Annotated in this window: 20 protein-coding genes and 1 pseudogene; 10 read left to right on the top strand and 11 right to left on the bottom strand. The window is 55.0% G+C overall.

Translation table 11 applies throughout. The features are described 5' to 3' along the window. Positions 1-180 precede the first annotated feature (180 nt). The 3 genes from bioD to ACSZO1_RS08890 all read right to left on the bottom strand — a co-directional run bounded on the left by bioD (position 181) and on the right by ACSZO1_RS08890 (position 3,252). A complete protein-coding gene (gene bioD, locus ACSZO1_RS08900) occupies positions 181-852 on the bottom strand; it encodes a dethiobiotin synthase (protein ID WP_437611615.1) in 672 nt (223 codons plus the stop codon). Positions 853-985: 133 nt separating this feature from the next. Further along, positions 986-2,203: a sugar metabolism global transcriptional regulator Mlc gene (gene mlc / locus ACSZO1_RS08895; RefSeq protein ID WP_437611622.1), complete on the bottom strand. Its 1,218-nt coding sequence runs from the start codon at positions 2,201-2,203 to the stop codon at positions 986-988. A 164-nt stretch (positions 2,204-2,367) separates the two neighbouring features. Continuing rightward, positions 2,368-3,252: a LysR substrate-binding domain-containing protein gene (locus ACSZO1_RS08890; RefSeq protein ID WP_437611613.1), complete on the bottom strand. Its 885-nt coding sequence runs from the start codon at positions 3,250-3,252 to the stop codon at positions 2,368-2,370. Between the two features lie 95 nt (positions 3,253-3,347). Here ACSZO1_RS08890 and ACSZO1_RS08885 point away from each other — a divergent pair, with 95 nt between their 5' ends. Both ACSZO1_RS08885 and tus read left to right on the top strand, forming a co-directional pair. After that, entirely contained in the window at positions 3,348-4,613 is a 1,266-nt protein-coding gene (locus tag ACSZO1_RS08885; protein ID WP_437611611.1) for an MFS transporter, read from the top strand. Between the two features lie 313 nt (positions 4,614-4,926). Further along, positions 4,927-5,856 (top strand): DNA replication terminus site-binding protein, encoded by a 930-nt coding sequence (tus, locus tag ACSZO1_RS08880; RefSeq protein ID WP_437611609.1) that lies wholly within the window; start codon positions 4,927-4,929, stop codon positions 5,854-5,856. 75 nt (positions 5,857-5,931) lie between these two features. Here the strand turns inward: tus and fumC are convergent, their stop codons facing one another. Continuing rightward, a complete protein-coding gene (gene fumC / locus ACSZO1_RS08875) occupies positions 5,932-7,329 on the bottom strand; it encodes a class II fumarate hydratase (protein ID WP_437611607.1) in 1,398 nt (465 codons plus the stop codon). Positions 7,330-7,548: 219 nt separating this feature from the next. Here fumC and manA point away from each other — a divergent pair, with 219 nt between their 5' ends. From manA to ACSZO1_RS08850, 5 genes are all read left to right on the top strand, one after another. Beyond that, a complete protein-coding gene (gene manA / locus ACSZO1_RS08870) occupies positions 7,549-8,721 on the top strand; it encodes a mannose-6-phosphate isomerase (RefSeq protein WP_437611605.1) in 1,173 nt (390 codons plus the stop codon). Between the two features lie 188 nt (positions 8,722-8,909). After that, complete coding sequence (locus ACSZO1_RS08865) at positions 8,910-10,406, top strand: YdgA family protein (protein WP_437611603.1); 1,497 nt, start codon at positions 8,910-8,912, stop codon at positions 10,404-10,406. Between the two features lie 231 nt (positions 10,407-10,637). Next, positions 10,638-11,636, top strand: a complete 999-nt coding sequence (gene add, locus ACSZO1_RS08860; RefSeq protein WP_437611601.1) for an adenosine deaminase — start codon at positions 10,638-10,640, stop codon at positions 11,634-11,636. Between the two features lie 110 nt (positions 11,637-11,746). After that, entirely contained in the window at positions 11,747-12,472 is a 726-nt protein-coding gene (locus tag ACSZO1_RS08855; protein WP_437611599.1) for an autoinducer binding domain-containing protein, read from the top strand. Between the two features lie 254 nt (positions 12,473-12,726). Further along, a complete protein-coding gene (locus ACSZO1_RS08850) occupies positions 12,727-13,317 on the top strand; it encodes a hypothetical protein (RefSeq protein ID WP_437611597.1) in 591 nt (196 codons plus the stop codon). Positions 13,318-13,399: 82 nt separating this feature from the next. Here the strand turns inward: ACSZO1_RS08850 and ACSZO1_RS08845 are convergent. The 5 genes and pseudogenes from ACSZO1_RS08845 to ACSZO1_RS08825 form a co-directional block, all read right to left on the bottom strand. Then, positions 13,400-14,439 (bottom strand): annotated as a pseudogene (locus tag ACSZO1_RS08845) (oxidoreductase). A 124-nt stretch (positions 14,440-14,563) separates the two neighbouring features. After that, positions 14,564-15,478, bottom strand: a complete 915-nt coding sequence (gene araC, locus ACSZO1_RS08840; protein ID WP_437611595.1) for an arabinose operon transcriptional regulator AraC — start codon at positions 15,476-15,478, stop codon at positions 14,564-14,566. 224 nt (positions 15,479-15,702) lie between these two features. Further along, entirely contained in the window at positions 15,703-16,692 is a 990-nt protein-coding gene (araH, locus tag ACSZO1_RS08835) for an L-arabinose ABC transporter permease AraH (RefSeq protein WP_437611593.1), read from the bottom strand. A 16-nt stretch (positions 16,693-16,708) separates the two neighbouring features. Then, complete coding sequence (gene araG / locus ACSZO1_RS08830; RefSeq protein ID WP_437611591.1) at positions 16,709-18,232, bottom strand: L-arabinose ABC transporter ATP-binding protein AraG; 1,524 nt, start codon at positions 18,230-18,232, stop codon at positions 16,709-16,711. A gap of 70 nt (positions 18,233-18,302) precedes the next feature. Then, positions 18,303-19,286: an arabinose ABC transporter substrate-binding protein gene (locus tag ACSZO1_RS08825; protein ID WP_437611589.1), complete on the bottom strand. Its 984-nt coding sequence runs from the start codon at positions 19,284-19,286 to the stop codon at positions 18,303-18,305. 527 nt (positions 19,287-19,813) lie between these two features. Here ACSZO1_RS08825 and ACSZO1_RS08820 point away from each other — a divergent pair. The 3 genes from ACSZO1_RS08820 (at position 19,814) to ACSZO1_RS08810 (ending at position 23,503) form a co-directional block, all read left to right on the top strand. Continuing rightward, the gene (locus tag ACSZO1_RS08820) at positions 19,814-21,505 is read left to right on the top strand and encodes a ribulokinase (protein WP_437611587.1); all 1,692 of its coding nucleotides are present in this window, start codon (positions 19,814-19,816) and stop codon (positions 21,503-21,505) included. A 4-nt stretch (positions 21,506-21,509) separates the two neighbouring features. Continuing rightward, entirely contained in the window at positions 21,510-23,015 is a 1,506-nt protein-coding gene (gene araA / locus ACSZO1_RS08815; protein ID WP_437611585.1) for an L-arabinose isomerase, read from the top strand. A gap of 98 nt (positions 23,016-23,113) precedes the next feature. Then, positions 23,114-23,503, top strand: a complete 390-nt coding sequence (locus ACSZO1_RS08810; RefSeq protein WP_437611583.1) for a hypothetical protein — start codon at positions 23,114-23,116, stop codon at positions 23,501-23,503. A gap of 536 nt (positions 23,504-24,039) precedes the next feature. On the opposite strand, the gene yjfF is transcribed toward ACSZO1_RS08810, so the two are convergent. Beyond that, positions 24,040-25,026, bottom strand: coding sequence for a galactofuranose ABC transporter, permease protein YjfF (yjfF, locus tag ACSZO1_RS08805; protein WP_437611581.1), 987 nt, complete (start codon positions 25,024-25,026; stop codon positions 24,040-24,042). Then, entirely contained in the window at positions 25,019-26,002 is a 984-nt protein-coding gene (gene ytfT, locus ACSZO1_RS08800) for a galactofuranose ABC transporter, ATP-binding protein YtfT (protein ID WP_437611620.1), read from the bottom strand. Before ytfT ends, yjfF begins: the two co-directional genes overlap by 8 nt. Between the last annotated feature and the right edge of the window lie 6 nt (positions 26,003-26,008).

The raw sequence follows: 26,008 nt of genomic DNA, 5'->3' as shown, positions 1-26,008 counted from the left end.
TTGGGCGGTTCTTTGTTCATTTACCATACGATGACAGGACGAAAAAATGGTTCCCATCGAATTAATCGCACCTTCCAAAGGTGACAACAAATTGATTAATAACAGATGCACAGGATTACGAGCACTTTCGGGATCATTCACAGAGCGCCAGCGAACTGACGCTCCGGGTTGTACGTGATATTACTGCGCGTCCAGCGGAGACAGATCCAGATATTTCGCTAAATCACGCTGCTCGGCGCGCGGCAGATACGGCAATTCACCCAGCAGCGGCGCCGGGATCTTATCGCGCAGCACATCGATAATTTCCGCATAATGCGCCAGTCCGGGGTTAATGCGGTTTGCCACCCAGCCCATCAGCGGCAGACCGTCGTGCAGTACCGATTCTGCCGTCAGCAGCGCATGACTGATGCAGCCAGTATGAATTCCCACCACCATAATTACCGGCAGCTTTTCCAGCACTGCCCACTCTGAAAGTGGCCGTAAGTCATTCATCAGGCTGCGCCAGCCGCCCGTCCCTTCCACCACTACCGCATCGGCCTGCAGGCTTAACGCCTGTAAACCATCACTGAGCCGGGTGTAGTCGATCGGCTGATCGCGGCTGGTGCTGATCTCATCTTCCTGCAGGGTAAACGGGTTAATCGCCTGATAAGGCAGTTGTACTGAGGACGAGGCCTGCAGCACCAGAGCGTCTTTATTGCGCAGTCCTTCCGCAGTCTGTTCACTGCTTTTAGCGACTGGCTTATAGCCCACCACGCGTGGGTAGTGGCTGGCCAGTTTTTGTAACAGCGCACGGGAAACCACTGTTTTACCGACAGCAGTATCCGTACCGGTTACGAATATCCGATTAAACATGAGAGCTTCTCCGACAGGCCAAACAGCTGAAATGAATTGAGTTTGCGCAGGGCCAATGTCGGAAAATTGTAAAATAGCGCGCAGGACGCCAGTTTGCGTTATCGCAATTTTTTGTGGATAAGCAGCAAAGCAGTTATCCCTGCAGCAGTTTAATCAGCAGCGAACCGTTATACATCGCGTCTTTTACCAGCGCCGCGCCCGGCATGGTGCCGAGATTAACAAACTGCGTCGGTTCAACATCGATATGTGCACTGTAAGATGGCAATGCCTGCTGGCGAATGCAGGTGGTAATCGCCGGATAGAGTATCCCGGCCGCGCGATTCAGCGGTGAGCCGATGAGAATTTTTTGCGGGTTAAACAGGTTGACCATCACCGCCAGCATCCGCCCCACGCTGTGGCCGACACCGATAATAATATCGCGCGCCAGCGGGTCGCCTGCCAGTGCAGCATCACACAGTGACGCCACCGTCAGCGGCTGATTGTGCAGTGATGAACTCAGCGACGATGCCATCCGCTGCTCCGCCAGCGCCAGCACACTGCTGATACTGGCGACTGTCTCCAGGCAGCCATGATTGCCGCAGTAACACTGCCTTCCATACGGGTCGACTTGTGTATGGCCAATTTCAACCAGCGTTCTGCTGCCGTTATGCAATAGACGACCACCGGTAATCACCCCGGCACCGACATTGTGATCGATCACCAGCTGGATCACATCACTGGCGCCCCGTGCGGCACCAAACAGCGATTCCGCCATGGTCCAGGCGCAAATATCAGGCTGAATAAAGATCGGTAGTCCGGTGCGCTGCTCCAGTTCCGGCCCCAGCGGCATATCGGTGACATCATAAAATGGCATGCGGTGCACAATACCGCTCTGAGTATCGATAATGCCGGGCAGCGTAATGGCGATGGCAGTTAAACGCTCCAGCTTGCGCTGATGGCGGGTGAAAAACTGATCGATTTCGTCAGTAATACGCGCCAGCAGTGGCTGATCGTCTTCCGGGGGTAACGAGCGTTGGTCTTCAGCGACCAGCGTGCTGCTTAAATCGCGCAACGCCAGTGTCATCTCACCTTTGCTGATGCGTACCGAGAGATAGTGCCAGGCTGCAGTATCAAGGATCAGACCAACCGCAGGACGACCGCGGCTGCCGACTTCCTGAAATTCGGTTTCCTGCACCAGATGTGCTTCCAGCATTTCGCGCACAATCTTGGTGATACTGGCAGGGGCCAGCTGTGCCAGGCGGGAGAGTTCAATGCGGGAAATCGGGCCAAACTGATCTATCAGGCGATACACTACGCCAGCATTGGTCTGCTTTATCTGGTCAATATGCCCAGGCTGACTATCCGCTATCACCACAACCGCTCCCGCTTATTTTCGCGCTTCAAAATAAAGCTTTTGCGCTATGGTGAAACACTTACACGATATCGTCAAATATTTGATTCGATATGTGATTTACTGCACACAAAAGCGGGAATAATGCGCGCAAAAGCGTCAGCTCGCGGCTTATCGCCGCACCTTTACTTCAGCAGTAAGGCCATCATATTGCCCAGCAGTGCACTGGGTTCCGCCTGCTTCGCCCACACCAGCCACATTTCTGACAACGCATCCTGTTCCTGCAGCGGCAGCCACACCACTTCCGCCAGCCGTATGCGCTGGAACGATGCCGGTAAAATCGACACCCCCAGTCCGGTCGCGACCAGACCAAGAATGGTCATCGCCTCGCCGACTTCCTGGTTAATCCATGGCTGAATATTGTGCCGCTGCAGCAGTGAAAGAATGTCGCTGTACAGCGCGGTGCCAACCTGTGGATCGAAAAAGACGAAGGGTTCTTCAGCCAGTGCCTGCAGCGAAATGCTCTTATGCTGCGCCAGAGGGTGCGCGCGGTGCACCACGGCACAAAGTGGTTCACGCAGCAGTAACTGGTGCTCGAAGTTATCCGGCAACTGCGTATTACGCATGATGCCCAGATCCAGGCGGCCATCTGTTAACGGCTCCAGCTGCTGGCGGGTATTAATTTCCTGCACCAGTAAATGCACCTGCGGATAGCGCAGGCGAAAGGTAAACAGCGCATCAGAGACGCGGGTAATAAACGGCGCGGATGAGGTAAAACCGACACGCAACTCCCCTGCCACACCATGATGTAAACGTGTGGCTTTATCGGCGGCCTGGCTGACATTAAGCAGGATCTGGCGGGCATCCAGCAAAAACTGTTCGCCTGCAGCGGTGAGTGTCACGCTGCGGTTGGTGCGTGACAGCAGCCGCGCGCCGATTTGCTGTTCGAGCAGTTGTATCTGCTGGCTCAGCGGCGGCTGAGAGATATTCAGACGTTGCGCCGCACGACCAAAATGCAGCTCTTCGGCAACCGCAATAAAGTAACGCAAATGACGCAATTCAATATTCATATTTTAAAAGTATCATTTGAGATTATTAATATATTAGACATCATAATCCAGCTTCACTAAGGTTAACAGACTGATTTTACTTCTAAGGAATTGTTGTGAACCGCTTATCCCGGACCGTGACACTGGATGATGCCAGTGAACCACGCGTCTCTGATTCCACTCCCGCGCAAAGACTCGAAAATCCCTATATTAAACGTGGTACGCCGCAATTTATGCGTGTGACGCTGGCACTGTTCTCTGCCGGGCTGGCTACGTTTGTGCTGCTCTACTGTGTACAACCGATCCTCCCCGTGCTGTCGCAGCAGTTTGGCGTCAGCCCGGCGGAAAGCAGCATCTCACTGTCTCTGGCGACCGGTATGATGGCGTTAGGGCTGCTGTTTACCGGGCCGATATCTGATGCCGTGGGGCGCAAATCGGTGATGGTGACAGGCCTGCTGCTCGCCGCACTCTGTACCCTGCTTTGCACCACGATGGAAAGCTGGAACGGTATTCTGGTAATGCGCGCGTTAACCGGCCTGGCATTAAGCGGCGTGGCCGCTGTCGGCATGACCTATCTGAGCGAAGAGATTCACCCCAGTATGGTGGCGTTCTCGATGGGGCTGTATATCAGTGGTAACTCTATTGGCGGGATGAGCGGCCGCCTGCTGACCGGGGTGATCACTGATTTTTCATCATGGCGTGTCGCCGTGATGGCGATTGGCTGTTTTTCCCTTGCCGCCGCGCTGATGTTCTGGAAAATTCTGCCACCTTCACGTCATTTCCGCCCGGTGGCGTTAAAACCGCGCACAATGCTGATTAACTTTCGTTTGCACTGGCGTGATGCCGGGTTGCCGCTGTTATTTGTCGAAGGTTTTCTGTTGATGGGGTCATTTGTCACCCTGTTTAACTATATTGGCTATCGCCTGCTGAGTGCGCCGTGGTTTCTGAGCCAGGCGGTGGTCGGCCTGCTGTCCGTGGTGTATCTGACCGGCAGCTGGAGTTCGCCAAAAGCAGGCGCGATGACTGCCCGGTTTGGGCGAGGTCCGGTGCTGCTGTTCTTTACCTCGATTATGCTGACGGGGCTGTTATTGACCGCATTTAACTCATTGTGGTTCATCCTCGTCGGTATGATGCTGTTTGCGGCAGGCTTCTTTGCCTCCCACTCCGTTGCCAGTGGCTGGATTGGCCCGCGTGCACGCCGGGCAAAAGGCCAGGCATCCTCGCTGTATCTGTTCTGCTACTATGTCGGTTCCAGCGTGGCGGGTACACTGGGCGGGGTGTTCTGGCACAACTTTGGCTGGGCCGGTGTGACCTGCTTTATCGCTTCAATGCTGGTGCTGGCACTGCTGGTCGGCTGGCGACTGCAAAAACGTCAACTCTAGTTTTGTCACTTCAGGCCATGATGCCCGCGCCTCATGGCCTGCCTGAATTTTTACTTTCACTGATGTTGCAGACCGGCACTATTTAAAAACACTGAATTGTATGTTGTAACTAATTAGATTATTTGATCCAGAATCGCCATCGGTTGTCTTCACCTGGCACAGCGACTGATAATGTGTACTCTCCGGGAAGAAACGGCACCTGGGGCAAAACGGGCATGTGAATTCCGCTTCTGCAGAACGCCCCCACTCAGGAGCTGAAATACGCACCTGAGGTGTTATACTCGAATTGTATGTTGTAACTAAGGACGGAGTCATGAACCAGTATGATGCGGTAGCGGCGCTTCATCAATGCGTCAGTCAGCTTGAAACGGAACTCCAGCAGTTGCGGGAAACATTACAGGCACTGCCACTGCTGGCAGCACGCGTGTTCACCCTGCCGCCGGTACGCAAAGGCGAAGAACATGACGCCATTACCCACATCGAGGTGACTCAGCATCTGGGAAAAGACGCCCGGCAGCTGGCGCTGGATCACTACTGCCGCCTGTTTATGCAGCATCAGTCAGAACATATCAGCACCAAAGCGGCGGTCAGACTGCCCGGTGCGCTCTGTTTTGCCGCTGATGCGCATCAGTCGTCCCTGCTCCACCAGCAGGTGGCGCAGATTAATCAGCAGAAAACCCGTCTGGAACAGATTATTACCGTCGAATCCGGTGTTGAAAGCGAAGCACGTTTCGACTTTGTTCATAATCAGCTGCGCGGCCTGATTACACTCAATGCCTACCGCGCAATTACCCTGCTGGATGCGCCCGACACCCTGCGTTTTGGCTGGGCGAATAAGCATATCGTCAAAAATATGACGCATAAAGCGGTGCTGGAGAAACTGGAGCGCAGCCTGAAATCTGGCCGTGCCGTCGCGCCGTGGACGCGTGAACAATGGGCGGAAAAAGTGCAGGAAGAGATGGAGGCCATTCGCTCCCTGCCGGCCAGTGCGCGGCTGAAAATAAAACGCCCGGTGAAAGTCCAGCCGATTGCCCGCAGCTGGCATATTGACCAGCAAAAACAGACGCAGTTTGCCTGCCCTTCGCCGCTGCTGGTGCTGTGTCCGGATAAAAATCAGGTGCCAGCATTAGGTGAATTACTGAATTACGATGCCAGCCAGGTCAAACACCGCCATAAGCCGCAGGCGGAGAAGCTGATTGCCATTATTCCGCGCCTGCATTTATATACTGACCGTTTAGTGTGATGACGCTGCTTCGCGACTCCGGGCATAAAAAAAGCGGGATTTCTCCCGCTTAATCAGTCCCGGATTAACCGTGGATTATGACTTCATGCTGCCAACCATATCTTCCGGACGCACCCAGGCATCAAATTCTGCTTCGGTGAGATAACCCAGTTTCAGCGCCGAGCCTTTCAGCGTCAGCCCTTCTTTATGCGCTTTCTTGGCAATTTCCGCCGCTTTATCGTAGCCAATATGGGTATTCAGCGCGGTCACCAGCATCAGCGACTCATTCAGCAGCTGCGTGATACGATCGCGGTTTGGTTCGATACCCACAGCACAGTGATGGTTAAAGCTGTCCATACCGTCCGCCAGCAGACGAATTGACTGCAGGAAGTTGTGAATAATCATCGGGCGGTAGACGTTCAGCTCAAAGTTGCCGGATGCGCCGCCAATATTGATCGCCACATCATTACCCATCACCTGACAGCACAGCATCGTCAGCGCTTCACACTGCGTCGGGTTCACTTTACCTGGCATAATGGAGCTGCCGGGTTCGTTTTCCGGGATCGACAGTTCACCAATGCCGCAACGCGGGCCGGATGCCAGCCAGCGCACATCGTTAGCGATCTTCATCAGTGACGCCGCCAGGCCTTTCAGCGCGCCATGAGCATGAACCAGCGCATCGGTGGTCGCCAGCGCTTCGAATTTATTCGGTGCAGTGACAAACGGCTGTTTCGTCAGTTCCGCCAGCTCTTTCGCCACGCGCACGGCATATTCCGGATGCGTATTCAGGCCGGTGCCGACGGCAGTGCCGCCCAGCGCCAGTTCCGCAACGTGCGGAATGCTCTGCCCGATGTGCTTCAGGTTATGTTCCAGCATTGCCACCCAGCCAGAAATCTCCTGACCGAGGGTCAGCGGTGTGGCGTCCTGCAGATGGGTACGGCCAATTTTGACGATATCTTTATAGGCGTCGGCTTTCTCCGCCAGCGTCTTTTTCAGCACATTCAGCTGCGGAACCAGATGCTCGCGTACCGCAATCACCGCGGCCACATGCATGGCCGTCGGGAAGACGTCATTGGAGCTCTGGCTCTTGTTCACATCATCGTTAGGATGCACCAGGCGCGACATGCCGCGCTCGCCACCGAGAATTTCACTTGCCCGGTTGGCCAGCACTTCATTCATATTCATATTGGTCTGGGTGCCGGAACCGGTCTGCCAGATAGCGAGAGGGAATTCATTGCTGTGCTTGTCCGCCAGCACTTCATCGGCCGCTTTAATGATGGCGTCAGCACGTTCCGCCGGCAGCAGGCCGAGATCATTATTCACCTTCGCGGCGGCGCGCTTGGTCAGCGCCAGCGCATGCACCAGCGCAGTGGGCATTTTTTCGGTTGAGATGCGGAAGTGTTCCAGTGAGCGCTGCGTCTGCGCGCCCCACAGCTTGTCAGACGGTACATCAATGGGTCCCATTGAGTCTTTTTCAATGCGGTTGGCTGTCATTCCTGTCTCCTTTAGCACATTCATCAATTTATACCCGTCAATAACTTAGGGTATTCACGGCCCCTTCATCCACGACGGGCAATAAAGGCGCGAAATAGTCTGCCACACAATAATTTAACATTATGCGACGTGGTCGTCTTTATTGAACTTCGACAGTTTTTTTCACCAGAGATTCTGTTTTAATAATTGCAGTGAGAATAAGTTCAACAGGGAAAAACCATGCATAAATTACGTAATTCACTGCAAAACTACGCCTGGGGCAGCAGGACTGCGCTGACCGAACTGTATGGCGTCGCCAATCCTGATAACCAGCCGATGGCCGAATTATGGATGGGTGCGCATCCGAAAAGCAGCTCTGCCGTTGAGATTGATGGTCAGCCCCAAAGCCTGCGCAGCCTGATTGACAGTGACAAACACCGCCTGCTGGGCGCAGACGTCGCGCAGCGCTTCGGTGAACTGCCGTTCCTGTTTAAAGTGCTGTGTGCTGACCAGCCGCTGTCGATTCAGGTGCACCCGAATAAGCGGGCGGCCGAAATCGGTTTTGCCAAAGAGAATGCCGCCGGCATCCCTCTTGCCGCCCCAGAGCGCAACTATAAGGATGCCAACCATAAGCCGGAACTGGTGTACGCGTTAACGCCATTCCTTGCCATTAACGGCTTCCGTGAGTTCACAGAGATCGCCACCCTGCTGCAGCCTGTGGCCGCCGCCCATCCGCTGATTGAGGATTTCCTGCAGCAGCCGGATGAAGACAACCTGTCACGGCTGTTTGCCGGTCTGTTGTCACTGGAAGAGGCACAGAAGTCACAGGCGCTGACGGTGTTGCAGGCTGCCCTGCTCAGCCAGTCCGGTCAGCCCTGGCAGACGATTCAACAGATTGCTCAGTTTTATCCTGACGACTGCGGTCTGTTTTCACCGTTACTGATGAATGTGATTGAGTTACAGCCCGGAGAGGCGATGTTTCTGTTTGCGGAAACGCCGCACGCCTATCTGCGGGGCGTGGCGCTGGAAGTGATGGCGAACTCCGATAACGTACTGCGCGCCGGCTTAACCCCCAAATATATCGACCTGCCTGAGTTACTGGCTAATGTCCGCTTCCGCGCGATTCCTTATACGCAACTGCGTACTCAGCCGCACAGTCGTGGCAATACCCTGGATTTTCCGATCCCAGTGGAGGATTTTGCGTTCGCCATCCATACCCTGCAGGCAATACCCGAGGCCGTCACGCAACAGAGTGCCGCGATTCTGTTCTGCATTGAAGGTGACGCCCTGCTCAGCCAGCAGAACCAGCAATTGCACCTGAAAGCTGGTGAATCCTGCTTTATTGCTGCCGATGAAGCGCCGGTCAGCCTGAGCGGCGACGGGCGTATCGCGCGGGTGTATAACATCGTGTAACAATGCGGCTGACGGCTGCCCGGGCAATTGCTATTATTATTCAAGCTATTAATCACCGATCAGATCGCCACTGCCAGAAGCGGGGGTACAGGATTGACAATAAAAACGCCTGCGGGCGTTTTTCTTCGCAGCCGATCTCAGGATCAGGCAGGCTGTGACAGACATCAGCGAAAGGATGACAAATCAAGATGAACAAAAGCAAGATTGCACTAGGTGTCGTAGTTGCACTGGGGATTATCTGGACCGGCGGTGCCTGGTATACCGGCAAACAGCTGGAAGCGCGCAAAGATACCCTGCTTGACTACGCCAACAGCCAGCTGAATAAACTCGCGCCTGAAGCGCGTCTGCAGGTCAGCTATCAGGACTATCAGCGCAGCCTGTTCAGCAGCCATGCGAAACTGGTGGTACAGGCCAGTTCACAAACCGAAGATAATGCCCTGCTGAAACCCGGCCAGAGTATCGTGTTTAACGAAACCATCGACCATGGCCCCTTCCCGTTCGCCCAGCTGAAAAAAGGTCATCTGATCCCGGCAATGGCGTCCGTGCATAGCGAGCTGGAGAATACCGACGCGCTGAAAACGCTGTTTGAAGCCAGTAAAGGCGTCTCCGTGATTCAGGCCGACACCCGTATTGGTTACGGCGGTGATACCGCATCGGCGATCAAACTGCTGCCACTGGATTACCAGAACAGTGAAAGCGGCCAGCGTTTTGCCTGGAATGAAGGCTCGCTGGACGTTGCGGCGGATGCCAATGGCGATAAAGTCAGTTTTGACGGCAATATCGACAGCATCGCGATTACCACCAAAAATCAGCTCGGTCTGCCCGTTCTGTTTACGCTGAACAACCTGAAAACGACGGCGGATACACGTCTTAATCCGCAGGGCGTGCGCATTGGCAGCCAGGATATCGATCTGCAGAAGCTCAGCGCCAGCGTAAATGGTCAGGATGCGATTGCGGTGGAAGGCCTGAAAGGCAGCTCACGTTTCGATTCCGATGATAAAGCGGTCTCCGGTCAGATTGATTACACCGTTGCCAATGTGAAGATGCAGAATCAGTCGTTTGGTCAGGGTCAGCTGGTGATGAAGCTGGCAAATCTGGACGGTGCCGCGCTGAAGACCTTCTCGGAGCAGTATAATACCCAGGCGCAGGCGCTGCTGAGCCAGCCGGAACTCACCCAGGACCCGCAGCAGTATCAGCAGGCGATGAATCAGGTGCTGCTGGCGAATCTGCCGACCCTGCTGAAAGGCGATCCGATTATCAGCATCGCCCCGCTCAGCTGGAAAAATGACAAGGGCGAGAGCAGCTTTAATCTGAATGTGCAGTTTAAAGACCCGGCGACAGCTGACGGTCAGGCGCAGGATATCAATCAGGCAGCTGACCGCGTAGTGAAAAGCCTCGACAGTAAGCTGCAGATCTCCATGGCGATGGCGACCGAGCTGATGACCCATGTCGCGCTGGCGGAAGGCCATCCGCAGGATCAGGCCAGCAAACTGGCGGAGCAGCAGGTCAAAGGTCTGGCAGCAATGGGCCAGATGTTTAAGCTGACCACGCAGCAGGAGGGGAATATTGTCACCAGCCTGCAATACACGAACGGTGAAGTGACCATGAACGGCGAAAAAATGCCGCTCGACCAGTTCCTCTCGCGCTATATGCTCGGCGGCATGGGTGCCATCCCGCAGGAATAATGCGTTCTGCCAGCCACGGCGCCCTGACAGGCGCCGTTTTTTTTGACAGAACCGCGACGTATTTATCTGAAAATGGCGAACGCTGACCGCAAATCCCCCGCAAGACGACAGTACCACGCCGCGTAATAAACCAGCAGTTATCGCGCATTGTTGCGCAATTCGCTGGCATCCGTGCGCAAGATGTTTTTATAATTCTCTGCACTTTACTTAAAACAACCAAGAGAGTGCGAAATGATCGATTCCCGTCTTCCCCTCACCGATATTCACCGTCACCTTGATGGCAATATTCGTGCGCAAACTATCCTCGATTTAGGTCGCGAATTTAATCTCTCCCTGCCCGCCAGCACACTGGAAACACTGCGTCCGCATGTGCAGGTCACCCGCAATGAACCGGATCTGGTGAGTTTTCTGCAGAAACTCGACTGGGGGGTGAAAGTGCTTGGCTCTCTTGACGCCTGCCGCCGCGTGGCACTGGAAAATGTGGCGGATGCCGCACAGGCAGGCATCCATTATGCCGAACTGCGTTTCTCGCCGGGTTATATGGCGATGACCCACCAGCTGCCGGTTGCCGGTGTGGTTGAAGCGGTGATCGACGGTATTAAAGCCGGTTGCCAGCAGTATGATATTGATGTGCGTCTGATCGGCATCATGAGCCGCACCTTTGGTGAGCAGGCCTGCCTGCAGGAACTGGAAGGCTTTCTCGCACACCGCGACGGCATTACCGCAATCGACCTCGCCGGTGATGAGCTGGGCTTCCCGGGCAGCCAGTTCCTCAGCCACTTTAACCGCGCGCGTGATGCCGGTTTCCGTATTACCGTCCATGCCGGAGAAGCCGCTGGCCCGGAAAGTATCTGGCAGGCCATCCGTGAACTGGGCGCAGAGCGTATCGGCCACGGCGTGAAAGCCGTGGAAGATCGCGCGCTGATGGATTTCCTCGCCGCGCAGCAGATTGGTATTGAATCCTGCCTGACATCTAATCTGCAGACCAGCACTGTCGCACAACTGAGTCAGCACCCGCTGGCGACCTTCCTGGATCATGGTATCCTTGCCACTATTAACACCGATGATCCGGCGGTACAGGGGATTGAAATTGCCCATGAATATCAGGTCGCTGCGCCGCAGGCTGGGCTGACTGCGCAGCAGATGCGTACCGCACAGGAAAATGGTCTTAAAATTGCGTTCTTAAGTGACGCCGAGAAGCAGCGTATTCGGGCCAAAATCGCCGCCTGATACTCGCGCGGGGAGACTCACTCCCCGCGATAACGTGCTTCCATTGATTTTTGCAGCGCCAGAAGTGGGCGCCCTTTGTTATGCAGTCTCAAGATGAGAGAAACCGATCAATGCGTGAGAATTATTTTTCCAACAGTGACAAAAATGAGGCCATCAGGCAATTTCTGAGCGACAGTCTGCAAAAGTATGGCGAAATTAACTATGTCTACGGTGTGATGAACAAAAGGAACACCGATGAGATGGTTATTATCAGTGACCTGTCTGACGAACTGGTGAATAACTACCTCGATAATAAACGTCAGAATATTGATCCTGTCATTATTAATGCGCTGAACCGTATCTCCTCTTTCCCGTGGAATGAGGATATGACGATTAACTCGCAATGGACTGTCAGGAAAGTGTTTGAACCCGTCAGTTCCTTCAGTGGCTATGCCTTTATCGTCCATGATCATAACAATAATCTGGCGATATTATCGCTGTATATGAACAAGCTGACCCGCGAAGAGATAGAGAATAACATCATCAGTCATAAAGATGAAATTCAGGGGCTGTTAATTCGCACCCATGAAATGATGCTGAATGCCTACCACGAAGAAGCCGAAGAAGCAAAATTTGTCCTCACCACCCGCGAGTCTGAAATCCTCTACTGGAGCAGTACCGGCAAGACCTATACCGAAGTCGCCGATACGCTGCACATTACCGTTAGCACTGTTAAATTTCATATCGCAAATGTTGTAAAAAAAATGGGTGTAAAAAATGCCAAACACGCTATCAGCCTGGGGAAAGAGCTCAATATGGTCACGCCACTCGTAAAAAAACATAAAAAACTCGCATGATATTATTTAGTAAAACTCGCGAATCATTTGTTTGGATATCAACTAATTGATATCCAAACAAAAAATCCAGCATGACTTAAAGTTATTTCTCTAGCCACATTCAGACCCCCGCGTATTGTCCTTCTTATTTTCATGCGATACCGTAATAACCACCCCAGACGGTTACGGAGATTTTTTCGCATTTAAAAAACATTCAAGAGAAAATTCTTATTATTCAAATCACTCTTTCAGAAAATATTATAAGGATACATAAAATGAAATGCAGACATGCCAAAAATACCGATTTAGACAAAGTATGTGATATTCTGACCACCGCTTTTTATAATGAACCCGTTCACGTAGTAATATTTCCTGATGACCAAACGCGTTACGAATTACTGTGGCGATTCTTCCGTCTTTATGTCGAACTCGCCATGGAGCGTGGCGGAATCATTCTTGCCGAAAATAATGCGGGTGCACTGGTTTATTTCCGCCCGGGCGGTATGGAGATGACACCTGAAGACGCGGCATCATTCGACAGTAAAATACGTGAAGTCTGTGGTGTTAATTATGAAACCGCGGCAGCATTAATTACCGGCCTTGACAATTATCACCCACAAACGCCACCACATTATTATATCTCGCTGCTTGCGGTGCAGCCTTCAGAACGCGGAGGTAAAGTGGTGACGGCACTGTTTAATGAGCTGAATTCGATTCTGAATAAGAATAAATTCCCCTGCTATGCAGAGTGCACCCGCTACAGCACGCGCACATTGATCAGAAGATGGGGCTATCACGATTCCGGCGCCCCCCTGCACGTCGAAGGCTTTAACGACCTCTACCCGGTCTGGCGTGAGCCGCAATAAACAGCAGCCCGTCTGCTGACTGCAGATATGCAGCCAGCATCCAGTACCAGTAAAGGAGCGGCCAGCGGGCCGCTCCTGCTATTTACTTCAGCGACATTGTCTGGCGTTTTTCGGCAGACTGCTGACCCAGTTCGATCAGCTCCATCACCTGAATCGACTCTGCTGCGGTTACCGGGTTAGCACCGTGGCCATTTAACGCATCGCGGATCGCTGCATAATACGCCGGATAATTCCCTGGGATGGTGAGCAGCGCTTTCTCTACCATCACCTCACCATCTGCCAGCGTCAGCAGGCCGTCGCGCATATCGTAGCCCCAGTCTTCCTGTTGCGGACGCTCACCCGCTTTCAGACGATCTTCCTGCGGGTCCAGACCAAATTTCACGTAGCTGCCGCGCGTGCCGTGTACCTGGAAGCGCGCCGACTCCGCCGCTACCAGCATACTGGCATGCAGCACCACGCGACGTTGCGGATAGGTCAGCACGGCATGGAAATAGTCGGTGGTTTGTGCGCCCGGGCGCAGCTCAGCCATATCAACGTTGATTGCCACTGGCGCGCCGAACAGCTGCAGTGCCTGGTCAATCACATGCGGCCCCAGATCGTACCAGATACCGCTTCCCGCACCTTTCATTTCACGCCAGCGCTGGCGCACCTGTGGGCGGTAACGGTCAAAGTGTGATTCAAGGTAACGCACTTCACCCAGCGAGCCGTCAGCCAGCAGCGCTTTCAGCGTCAGGAAATCGCTGTCCCAGCGGCGATTATGGAATACAGAAAGCAGCAGCCCTTTCGCCTGTGCCAGCGCATCCAGTTCACGCGCCTGTGACAGTGTCACGTTAAACGGTTTATCGACCACCACATGCTGCCGGCATTCAGCGCGGCTTTTGCCAGCGGGAAGTGGGTATCGTTTGGGGTGGGGATCACAATCAGCTGCAGGCTCGGGTCGTTAAACAGCAACTGCGGGTCATCAACAACCTGCACAGAAGGCCAGTCGGCGTGAACTTTTGCCGCATCACTGCTGGAAACTGCCGCCAGTTCCATCTCTGCCGTACCGGCAATCAGTGGCGCATGGAAGGTTTTGCTGGCGTAGCCATAACCGATCAGGCCTACGCGAATTTTATCACTCATGAGCATTCCTCTTGTTCACTCGGCACCTGCCCGCAGTGGCCGGTTGGCCGTAGCGGACAGGCATTACCTTATGATTTAAAACCAATCAGGCGATGAGGACAAGGAGGATTCGGCTGAATTGTCGCTAGCCGGCACTGCGCGTTAAATCCCAGCTTTCCTGCGCCACCAGGGCATCATGGGCATCCTGGCTGCGGCGGCGGAAATCACTGGGGCTGACCCCCACCCGCTTACGGAATACGCGTGAGAAGTAGAGCTGGTCATCATAGCCGACATCCCGTCCCACGCTGGCAATCGGTTCCTGGCTGGTCTGCAGCAGCAGTTTGGCACGGATCACCCGCTGATCTTCGCGCCAGCGCAGTAAATTCACCCCCATCTGTTCACGGAACAGATGAGCAAGGCGTGATGGCGACAGGCAGACATATTTCGCCACCTCTTCCATCTTCACTTCCCCCGCCAGATTACCGGTGACGTACTGGCAGGCTTCGATCACCCGCGGATCGCGCACTTTCTGGTGTGAGCGCGGATCTTCCTCTACTGCCCGCAACAGCAGGCGTTCCAGCAGATTCATCGCCAGCTCTTCGGCAAAGCGACGTCCGGAGTTGTGAGTCTGTTCAATATTGGCAAACAGACGATCGAATTCACCACGCAGCGACTCCGGTAAGCGCAGACGCCCCACGCCCTGCGTTTCATCCTGCCACGTCAGCCAGTCATGCCAGTAGGCGCGCGGGCGGAAGTAGATCCAGCGATGGAACCAGCAGTCGCTGTCGGTGGCGCGGCCATAGTAGTGCGGGGTTTTCGGCTGGAACAGCAGCAGATCGCCGGGTTCGCAATCAAATGCCGCCGCACCATCAAACACCCGGCCGCGACCTTTAATCGTCAGGTTGAGGATATACCCTTTCATGCCCAGTGGCCGGTCGATAAAAAAGTCCAGCGGACCATTGGCCGTAATTGGCGTCAGCCCCGCCACCAGCCAGGCATTAAACGGATAACCTGGCAGCAACGGGTTGGATTGCTCGTCTGAAGGCGGACGATGGTACATATTTCCTCCGTAATCAGTAAGTTCAGAAGCAGGAGTTCATTTTTTTAAAGCCCATGCAGACGAACCAGCTCAAGCGTCGCATCGCTTTTTCCCCTCCCCCATAAAATGGGGGAGGGTCAGGGAGGGGGAACCCGTGGCACAGTCCTGAGTCGTTTCTCCCCCATCCCAGCCTTCCCCCATGACATGGGGGAAGGAGCCGTCCGTGCACAGACTTGACCGATCATTCAGCTGGTTTTTGCTTTCTGTTTGTAGCGGTCAAATATGACGGCTGCTAACAATATCAAACCACGCACCACATACTGTGAGAACGGCGAGATATTCAGTAAATTCATCGCATTCTCAACCGTGCCCAGAATCAGCACCCCGGCCACCACATACGAGATCTTACCGATCCCCCCTTTCAGCGAGACGCCACCCAGCACACAGGCCGAGATAACAATCAGCTCATACCCCAGAGAGGTCATCGGCTGGCCGCTGGTCATACGCGAAGCGAGGATAATCCCGGCGGCGGCGGAAACCAGACCAGAGAGGATAAAGATGATGATACGGGTACGCACCACCGGCACACCGGCCAGCCGCGCGGCTTCTTCATTACCGCCAATCGCCAGCGTATTGCGACCAAAGGTGGTTTTATTCAGCAGGAAACCAAAGATCACCATGGTGGCAATCGTCAGCCAGATTGGTGCGGGTAAGCCGAGCCAGTTGGCATAACCGAGGGTAAAGAAGGTTTCATCTTCAATCCCGACCGCTTTACCGTCGGAGAAGATATATGCCAGCCCGCGCACGATCTGCATGGTCGCCAGTGTGGTGATCAGCGCATTGATTTTCAGCCGGGCAATAACAAAACCGTTGACCAGGCCAGTAGCGACGCCCAGCAACAGCCCGGCCGCCACGCCGATCCACAGGCTTTCCGTCATATTGATCACTACCGCAGTGACCACCCCGGCACAGGCAATCACCGAAGCCACAGACAGGTCAAAGTCACCCGATGCCAGGCAGAACAGCATGCCACACGCCACCATGCCTGACATCGACATCGCCAGCCCAAGCCCTTTCATATTGATAAAAGTGCCGAAATTAGGCACGAAAATCATGCAGCCAATAAACACTACGGCAAACACCACCAGCATGCCGAAGTTATCCCAGATGCGACTCAGATTAACGCCGGAACGTGGCCGCGGTGGCGTCGTATTTGAGGTCGTTGATGAAGACATAACATCACTCCTGAATTCAGGCCACTGCCGCGGCCGCTTGAGAGGTTTTCGGCATGGCAAGGCCGAGCACTTTTGGCTCGCTGGCCTCGTCATGGTTAAATTCACCGGCAATCTCGCCTTCCCGCATTACCACAATGCGGTCAGCAAGGCCCATCACTTCCGGCAGATCGCTGGAGGCAAACAGCACCGCGATGCCCTGTGACGCCAGCGCATAGATCAGGTTATAAATTTCGTGTTTGGCACCGACATCAATACCGCGCGTCGGCTCATCGAGGAGGATGACTTTCATCTCTTCCGACAGCCAGCGGCCAAGGATCGCCTTCTGCTGATTACCGCCGGACAGATTCATCATCAGCTGATCCGCTGACGGGGTTTTGATATTCAGCGCCCTAATATGACGCGCGGCGTTACTGTTCTCCCAGTTGTGATTAATCAGCCAGCCCGCCGTGACATTGTTGCGCCGCGCGCTGATATTGATATTGTCGCGCACCGAGTGCACGGCAATAATCCCGTCGGCTTTGCGATCTTCCGGGCACAGCATTATCCCGGCGCGAATCGCGTCAGAGGGCTCGCTGATTTTCAGCTGCTCGCCATCCAGCCACAGTTCGCCGGACTTCAGCCGCGTACCGCCAAACAGTCCTTTCATCAGTTCGCTGCGCCCGGCACCCACCAGACCAAACAGCCCGACGATTTCCCCGGCTCGCATCTCCAGCGACACTGGCGTACGGACCCCTTTGGCATGCACCTCGTTTAAGCGCAGACGCACCTCGCCGGTTGGCCGCGGCGTGTAACCATAGATATCGCCGATTTCGCGCCCCACCATCGCCTGCACCAGCTGGTCGTGGCTGGTATGCGCCATATCATTAAAGGTGCGCACATAACGGCCATCTTTAAACACCGTAATCGCATCGCTGAGGGCAAAAATCTCCTCCATACGGTGCGAGACATACAACACGGTGCGCCCCTGATCGCGCAGATTGCGGATCACACGGAACAGATGCTCGATTTCACGCGCCGACAGCGAACTGGTCGGTTCATCAAACGCGATGATTTTGGCGTTACGCGCCAGCGCCTTGGCGATCTCCACCATCTGCCACTGACCGAGCGACAGGTATTTCAGCGGTGTATCCGGGTCGATATCCATTCCCAGATTCTTCAGCTGCAGCCCGGCTTCATAACGCAGCAGCGAACGACGCACCAGCCCACCTTTATGCGGCAACTGACCCAGATAGATATTTTCGGCGATGCTCATTTCCGGCACCAGATGCAGTTCCTGGTAGATGATCGCCACCCCGGCGTCCAGCGCCTCGGTGGTATGGTTAAAACGCACCGGCTGGCCTTTGATATGGATTTCTCCGCTGGTCGGCTGATAGCTGCCGCTGAGAATTTTTAACAGCGTCGATTTCCCCGCGCCGTTTTCGCCCATCAGCGCGTGAACCTGACCGGCATGGCAGTCAAAGCTGATATCCTGCAGCGCCTTCACGCCAGGAAAGGTTTTGCTGATGCCATGAAACGACAGGTATGCGGGTTCAGTGCTCATGGTTGTCTCCCTGTTGCTGACTTGACAGAACAAAGGGGCCTGACTCGCAGGCCCCGTTTCAGGCAATGGCTTACATCAGCCCTTTTTTCGCCAGTTCTGTTTTAAAGTTTTCACGGTTAATCAGCACCACATCGGTGACTTCGGTAAATTTGGCCGGTTCTGCGCCTTTGGTCACCCAGTCATACAGCATCTGGCTGCTCTTATAGCCATGCACGTCCGGGCTTGGCAGTAATGAGCCATAAAAACCGGTAGGCTGTGCTTTCGACAGCTCACTCACCGCGTCCACACCGTTAATGCCGATACCAATCACATCCGCCGCTTTAAAGCCCTGACCTTCAGTCGCGCGCACGCCACCCAGCACAGTGTTGTCGTTCATGCCGACAATCAGCCAGTGCTTCACTTCCGGGTGCTGAACCAGCAGCGAGTTGCCGGCATCGAACGCACCGGGGATATCATTAGATTTGGTGGGAACCTGGTAGATCTGTTTTTCCGGGAAACCCGCGGCTTTCAGTGCCTCCATCGAACCGCCGGTACGACGACGCGCAGTATCCAGCTCATTGGCGGTAATCGCCATTACCGCGGTCTGTTTCACATCCCAGCCGCGTTTCTGCATCTCTTTATACAGCTCCTGCCCCTGGCGTTCGCCAATTTTGGTCGCCGCCATCATCACCAGCGGCACGGTATCCATCGGTTTGCCTTTCGCGTTGACAAACTGATCGTCCACCGCGATCACCTTCAGGTTATAGCTGCGCGCTTTGGCGACAATCGCCGAACCGAGTTTCGGATCGGGTGTGCAGATAACAAAACCTTTCGCGCCGCTGGCCGCCAGGCTGTCGATGGCGTTAAGGGTTTTCTCGCCATCCGGCACGGCGATTTTGATCACATCAAAACCTAAATCTTTACCGGCCTTATCGGCGAATTTCCACTCCGTCTGGAACCAGGGCTCCTCTGGCTGTTTCACCAGAAAACCCAGTTTCAAATTTTCGGCGATAGCCGATTGTGACATAACGGCAGCCAGTCCAACGGCGGCTAACGCTTTAGTGAATTTATGCATGATGCTCTCCGGCTCAATGATGTTTTTTGCATGAGGTAAGCGAAACGGTGTAAACGATACCAGTCGATTTACTGCTGCTGTCACCGACCATAAATCAGCTAATTAGCGCATGAATCGCACAATAGCTGTACAACCGCTGGGCTAGTTGTAGCGAGAAAGAAATAAAAAATTGTAGAGCGCTATCACATCGTGGAATTACAGCAGGAACATCCATACATTCAGCAAATTTAACCGTCCGTTAACTTTTGCGCTCTGTCACAGAACCGGTCAGCACGACAGAAATGTGCATATTTGCAGCCGCAGATGACTAACGGCTGACGGGCAACTTCTTAGCTTAATAAGCGTGGTTAGCAAAGTGCAGGCACAGGGAACAGGGTCATCTCCGGAAAGACGCTTTTCGTCGTCCATGACCACTCGGCCCGCGCCGTCCATGGCGCGGGACGCTTTCCTGCGCGGCCCCTGTTCCCTGTGCTTTGCCTTTCTGCTTTCTGATTATCAGTGACTAAAGGCTTAACAGGAGAACCCCGATGCGTGCTGGCGCCATTACGATTGGCCTGGATTTTGGCAGTGATTCGGTACGCGCGCTGGCGGTGGATTGCCACAGCGGCGCGGAACTACAGAAGCAGGTGGTCGCTTATGCGCGCTGGAAAGCGGGCAAATACAGCGATCCGAGCGTTAACCGCTTCCGTCACCATCCGCAGGATTATATTGATGCGCTGGAACAGGCGATCACCGGCGTGGTGGCGGCATTAAGCGCCGGGCAGCGCGCCAGTGTGGTGGGCATTGGTGTCGATACCACAGGTTCCACTCCGGCGCCGATTGACGCCGAAGGCCGGGTACTGGCACTGCGACCGGAATTCGCCGACAACCCGAACGCCATGTTTGTACTGTGGAAAGACCATACCGCCATCGAAGAAGCCGAGGCGATTAACCAGCTGTGTCGCAGTGGCGAGCATCCTGATTACTCACGCTATATAGGCGGCGTTTACTCCTCTGAGTGGTTCTGGGCGAAGATCCTTCATGTCTCACGTGAAGATGCCGCGGTACGTGAAGCTGCCGTCTCCTGGGTCGAACTGTGTGACTGGGTGCCTGCACTGCTGAGTGGCACCACCCGCCCGCGTGACCTGCGCCGCGGTCGCTGCGCCGCCGGGCATAAATCACTCTGGCATCCTGAATGGCAGGGTCTGCCGCCTGCAGAGTTTCTGAATGCACTCGATCCCCTGCTGACTCACGATCTCGATTTCCCGCTGTTCCGCGAAACCTGGACCGCTGACGTGCCGGTGGGCTTTCTCAGCACCGAATGGGCGCAGCGGCTGGGCCTGTCGACAGAAGTGGTGCTGTCTGGTGGTGCATTTGACTGCCATATGGGCGCGGTCGGCGCGGGCGCGCAGCCACACACCCTGGTGAAAGTGATTGGCACCTCTACCTGCGACATTCTGATCGCTGATGCCACACGCGTGGGTGACCGTGCCATTAAAGGCATCTGTGGCCAGGTCGATGGCAGCGTGGTGCCTGGCATGATCGGCTTCGAAGCGGGTCAGTCGGCTTTTGGTGATATGTATGCCTGGTTCAGCCGCCTGCTGAGCTGGCCATTGCAACGGGCGGCGCAGCAACAACCTGCTCTCGCGCCGCAAATGGAGGCGCTACAACAGGATCTGCTGCGCGAACTGACGCAGGCGTGGGTGGAGAATCCCCAGCTCGACCATCTGCCGGTAGTGCTGGACTGGTTTAACGGTCGCCGCACGCCGTTCGCCAATCAGCGCTTAAAAGGCGTGATTACCGATCTTAATCTCGGCACCGACGCACCGACGCTGTTTGGCGGTTTTATCGCCGCCACCGCCTTTGGCGCACGCGCGATTATGGAGTGCTTCGAACAGCAGCAAATCAGCGTGGAAAACGTGCTGGCGCTGGGCGGCATTGCGCGCAAATCCCCTGCCATCATGCAGGTACTGAGCGATGTGATGAACCGTCCGCTGGATATCGTCGCCTCCGACGAATGTTGCGCGCTGGGTGCGGCGATCTTTGCTGCGGTTGCCGCCGGAGTGCATGCGGATATTGCCGCTGCACAACAGCATATGGCCAGCCCGCTGGATACCACCCTGCAGCCGGACGCCACGCGTGTGGCGCGCTATCAGCAACTGTATCAACGCTACCAACACTGGTGTGAGGCTGCGGAACCGCAATATGCCTCGCGCAATTCATCCGTCACACAGGAGTAACTTTATGGAACAGGTTAACGCGCTTAGCGTGTGGTTTGTCATTGGCACACAGCATCTGTATGGCGCGGAGACGCTGCGTCAGGTGGAGCAGCATGCACAACAGGTGGTTGACGGGCTGAATCGCGACGCCGGATTGCCGTTTAAACTGCAACTGAAACCGCTGGTAAAAAGCCCGGATGAGTCACTGGCGCTGTGCCGCGAAGCCAATTATGACACCAGTTGCCTTGGCATCATCACCTGGCTGCACACCTTCTCGCCGGCGAAAATGTGGATTGGCGGACTGTCGATTCTGAATAAACCGCTGATGCAATTCCATACCCAGTTTAATGCCGCGATCCCGTGGGACAGCATGGATATGGACTTTATGAACCTGAACCAGACCGCACACGGCGGCCGCGAGTTCGGTTTTATTGGCGCACGTATGCGTCTGCAGCACAGCGTGATCACCGGACACTGGCAGGACCCGGTCAGCCATCAGCGTATTGGTAAATGGATGCGGGCTGCGGCAGCGAAACTCGCCAGCCAGCATCTGAAAGTGGCGCGCTTTGGCGACAATATGCGTGAAGTGGCCGTCACCGAAGGCGATAAAGTCGGTGCGCAGATCCAGTTTGGCTATGCGGTAAATGGCTGGGGCGTCGGCGACCTGGTGGAAGTCATTAATCAGGTTTCTCATGGCGATGTCAGCGCGTTGATCGATGAATACGAAAGCCAGTATCAGTTCAGCGCGGTGGCGGCGGTTAATGGCGAGAAACGCCAGAATGTGCTGGATGCCGCGCGCATCGAACTGGGCATCAAACGCTTCCTCGAAGCCGAAGGCTGCAAAGCCTTTACCACCAATTTCCAGACCCTGCACGGCATGACGCAGCTGCCGGGACTGGCGGTACAACGCCTGATGGGCCAGGGCTACGGTTTTGCCGGTGAAGGTGACTGGAAAACCGCGGCACTGCTGCATATTTTCAAAGTGATGGCGCAGGGCCTGCCAGGCGGCACCTCCTTTATGGAAGATTACACCTACCACTTTGCGCCGAATGACGATCTGGTGCTTGGCTCGCATATGCTGGAAGTGTGTCCGTCAATCGCCCGCGAAGCGAAACCGCTGATTGATGTGCAGTATCTCGGCATTGGCGGCAAAGCTGATCCGGCGCGTCTGATCTTCTCCGCGCCTGCAGGACGCGCCGTCAATGCCAGCGTGGTGGATATGGGCGATCGTTTCCGTCTGCTGGTCAATGTGGTCGACGCCATTGAACAGCCGCAGCCACTGCCGAAACTGCCGGTGGCACGCGCCATCTGGCGTGCTCAGCCGTCACTGGCGACAGCGGCGGAAGCGTGGATTCTCGGCGGCGGTGCGCACCATACGGTCTTCAGCCAGGCACTGGATGTGGAAGATATGCGCCTGTACGCCGAGATGCATGGCATTGAAGCGCTGGTGATTGATAACGAGACGACCCTGCCAGCATTTAAAGACGCGCTGCGCTGGAATGAGGCGTACTACCGGCTGAATCAGAAGTAATTTCGCAACGGCATGCTCTGCGTTCAGTATCGGGGATCGCCAGCGCGAAAAACGGTCACTGAACCGCCCCTTCCTCATTTTATGAGGGAGGGAATGTTATGCCCCTTCCCCCCGCTGGCGGGGGGAAGGCTGGGATGGGGGAGCTGACGGCTCAGCATCTCAGTCGCCAGTTCCCCCACCCTAACCCTCCCCCATTTTATGGGGGAGGGAATCCGTTCTGTGGTGACTGTCAGAACAGCATTCATCAATACACAACTTCAACACTTCAACAATCCAACAATCCAACAATCCAACAATCCAACAATCCAACAATCCAACAATCCAACAATCCAACAATCCAACAATCCAACAATCCAACAATCCAACAATCCAACAATCCAACAATCCAACAATCCAACAATCCAACAATCCAACAATCCAACAATCCAACAATCCAGCGATTGAATGATTCAACGATTAAACGATTCAATGATTCAATGATTCAATGATTCAATGATTCAATGATTCAATGATTCAACATCAATACCCACCGCAACACAAAAGCTCAAAGCACAGGGAATACGGTCAGAAGAGGAAAGCGTCCCGCGCCAGGGATGGTGCGGGCCGAGCGGCCATGGATGGCGAAAAGCGACTTTCCGATCTGACCGTATTCCCGGTGCAGACTCAGAACCCACAGCGACACCTCGCCCACAGAGACAACAAAACACCGGCCAATACAGACAAAACGCGCAAGAATTTGCAGCCAGGAGAAACCCAGGATCGTCGCTGTAACACCATGCCGCACAGAGTTTTCGCGGCAAGATCGGCAGCTGCACAGAGAACCCTGTCAGCGCCGCAAAAATGAAAAAATCGCCATCCCTGACGACCCGAACTGCGCCGTCCATAGCGCAAGGCAGTATCCTCCGTTGAACGGGTTCCCCGCGCCCTGACGATATGCATTGCTGCTTACCTTTCCAGCTCCACTGGTTTTCAGTAGCCTGAAGGCGAAGACACGCAAAGGCACCTTTGTTTACAGCAAACCTGTCTAAGAGTGCAAACGCTTCACCGGCGCATTCTGCTGACGATCCCAAATCACCGTCAGCAAGCGCTGCAGTGCAATAAAACCAAACAACAGAATACCAATGGCAATCTTGGTCCACCACGAACTCAGCGTGCCATCAAAGTTAATCCAGGTCTGAATCAGCCCCTGAATCAGCACACCAAACAACGTTCCCAGCACCGTACCGACACCGCCAGACAGCAGCGTGCCGCCAATCACCACCGACGCAATCGCATCCAGCTCCACGCCCATCCCCGCCAGCGCATAACCCGCCGAGGTGTAAAGGGAAAACACAATCCCCGCCAGCGTCGCCAGCCCGGATGACAGCATATAAATTTTTACCGTCGTGGCGCGGGTAGAAACCCCCATCAGCTGAGCCGAAGTCATATTGCCGCCAATGGCGTACACCTGATTACCGAAACGTGTGCGATGCGCCAGCAGTATCCCGGCCACCACCACCACCAGCATCATCACCGCCAGCAGACTCAACCGCCCGCCGCCAGGTATCCGCCATGCCAGCGATGACAGCGTCGAATACAGTGGATGATCAATCGGAATCGAACTTGCCGCCACCAGATAACTGCAACCCCGCAGGAAAAACATCCCGGCAAGGGTAATAATAAATGCCGGGATCTTGAGCGCATCAATCAGCCAGCCCATCATCGCGCCAAACGCCGAGCCCGCCAGCAGAATAATGCTGAACGCCAGCCACGGCGACAGCCCAAAATCGCCAATGGCGCGCGCGAGAAATACTCCGGTAAACGCAATCACCGCGCCCACCGACAAATCGATACCGCCGGAAAGGATCACAAACGTCATCCCCACCGCGATAATGCCAAGAAACGCGTTATCCGTCAGAATATTGCAAATCACCCGTGTCGAGGCAAAACCGGGAAACTGACTCAGGCAAAACAGATAACCGGCAACAAACACCAGCAGCGTAATCATTAAGGGTAAATGGCGTTTAATCACGACGTGGCCCTCGCTTAAATAACTGGATAAAACGTGGCGACTGCAACAGCAGCACACACATCACCACCACCGCCTTGACCACCTGATTCAGCTCGGGCGGGAAACCGGACAGCAGAATGCCGGTATTCATTGCCTGAATAATCAGCGCGCCAATCAACGACAACAGCAGATTAAAGCGCCCGCCCATCAGCGACGCACCACCAATCACCACCGCCAGAATCGCATCCAGCTCCAGCCACAGTCCGGCATTATTGGCATCCGCGCCACGAATATCCGCCGCGACAATCAGCCCGGCCACCGCCCCACACAGCCCGCTCAGTGCGTAAGTCGCCATCACCACCAGCCAGCCCGTTACCCCGGCATTGCGCGCCGCGCGCAGATTAATCCCCACCGCTTCAATAAACACCCCCAGCGCGGTTTTACGCGTCACCAGCCAGACCAGCAACGCCACCAGCAACGTAATCCATACCGGCACCGGCAACAGCCACAACGTCCCGCTGCCAATACGCGCCAGCGCATCACTGTTAAAGGTGACAATCTGCCCCTGGGTAATCAACTGGGCGATACCGCGCCCGGCCACCATCAGAATCAGCGTGGCGACAAACGGCTGGATACGCAGCAGCGCCACCAGCACCCCATTCCATAGCCCGCAGGCCAGCCCGCTGCCAAGCGCGGCGAACACGACAATAGTGACACTGTAACCCTGCACCGTCATGGTTGCCGCAGTCGCACCCGCAATCGCCATCACCGCACCGACCGACAGATCAATGCCGCCGGTGGCAATCACCAGCGTCATACCAATTGCAAGCAACGCTACCGGCGCGGCACGGTTAAGAATATCGATGGGGCTGCCAAACAGACGGCCATCCTGCAGATGAATGGCAAAGAAGTTATTTGCCACCAGGCTGTCGACCAGCAGCACCAGAATCAGCGCCGCCAGCTGCGGCATCCCTGGGGGAAGTTTACGTTTCGGCATGCGCGG

This window comes from Erwinia sp. V71, from assembly GCF_965644245.1.
Lineage (GTDB): Bacteria > Pseudomonadota > Gammaproteobacteria > Enterobacterales > Enterobacteriaceae > Erwinia.
Note: the sequence above shows the minus strand (reverse complement) of the source record. Positions and strands in the feature narration are given on the sequence as shown.

Coding starts and splice junctions, on each gene's coding strand:
- ACSZO1_RS08810 (WP_437611583.1), top strand. CDS start 23,114: ATGCCCCTTCCCCCCGCTGGCGGGGGGAAGGCTGGGATGGGGGAGCTG.
- ACSZO1_RS08850 (WP_437611597.1), top strand. CDS start 12,727: ATGAAATGCAGACATGCCAAAAATACCGATTTAGACAAAGTATGTGAT.
- araH (WP_437611593.1), bottom strand. CDS start 16,692: ATGTCTTCATCAACGACCTCAAATACGACGCCACCGCGGCCACGTTCC.
- ACSZO1_RS08865 (WP_437611603.1), top strand. CDS start 8,910: ATGAACAAAAGCAAGATTGCACTAGGTGTCGTAGTTGCACTGGGGATT.
- ACSZO1_RS08820 (WP_437611587.1), top strand. CDS start 19,814: ATGCGTGCTGGCGCCATTACGATTGGCCTGGATTTTGGCAGTGATTCG.
- add (WP_437611601.1), top strand. CDS start 10,638: ATGATCGATTCCCGTCTTCCCCTCACCGATATTCACCGTCACCTTGAT.
- fumC (WP_437611607.1), bottom strand. CDS start 7,329: ATGACAGCCAACCGCATTGAAAAAGACTCAATGGGACCCATTGATGTA.
- manA (WP_437611605.1), top strand. CDS start 7,549: ATGCATAAATTACGTAATTCACTGCAAAACTACGCCTGGGGCAGCAGG.
- araC (WP_437611595.1), bottom strand. CDS start 15,478: ATGTACCATCGTCCGCCTTCAGACGAGCAATCCAACCCGTTGCTGCCA.
- araA (WP_437611585.1), top strand. CDS start 21,510: ATGGAACAGGTTAACGCGCTTAGCGTGTGGTTTGTCATTGGCACACAG.
- tus (WP_437611609.1), top strand. CDS start 4,927: ATGAACCAGTATGATGCGGTAGCGGCGCTTCATCAATGCGTCAGTCAG.
- ytfT (WP_437611620.1), bottom strand. CDS start 26,002: ATGCCGAAACGTAAACTTCCCCCAGGGATGCCGCAGCTGGCGGCGCTG.
- ACSZO1_RS08855 (WP_437611599.1), top strand. CDS start 11,747: ATGCGTGAGAATTATTTTTCCAACAGTGACAAAAATGAGGCCATCAGG.
- bioD (WP_437611615.1), bottom strand. CDS start 852: ATGTTTAATCGGATATTCGTAACCGGTACGGATACTGCTGTCGGTAAA.
- ACSZO1_RS08825 (WP_437611589.1), bottom strand. CDS start 19,286: ATGCATAAATTCACTAAAGCGTTAGCCGCCGTTGGACTGGCTGCCGTT.
- ACSZO1_RS08890 (WP_437611613.1), bottom strand. CDS start 3,252: ATGAATATTGAATTGCGTCATTTGCGTTACTTTATTGCGGTTGCCGAA.
- araG (WP_437611591.1), bottom strand. CDS start 18,232: ATGAGCACTGAACCCGCATACCTGTCGTTTCATGGCATCAGCAAAACC.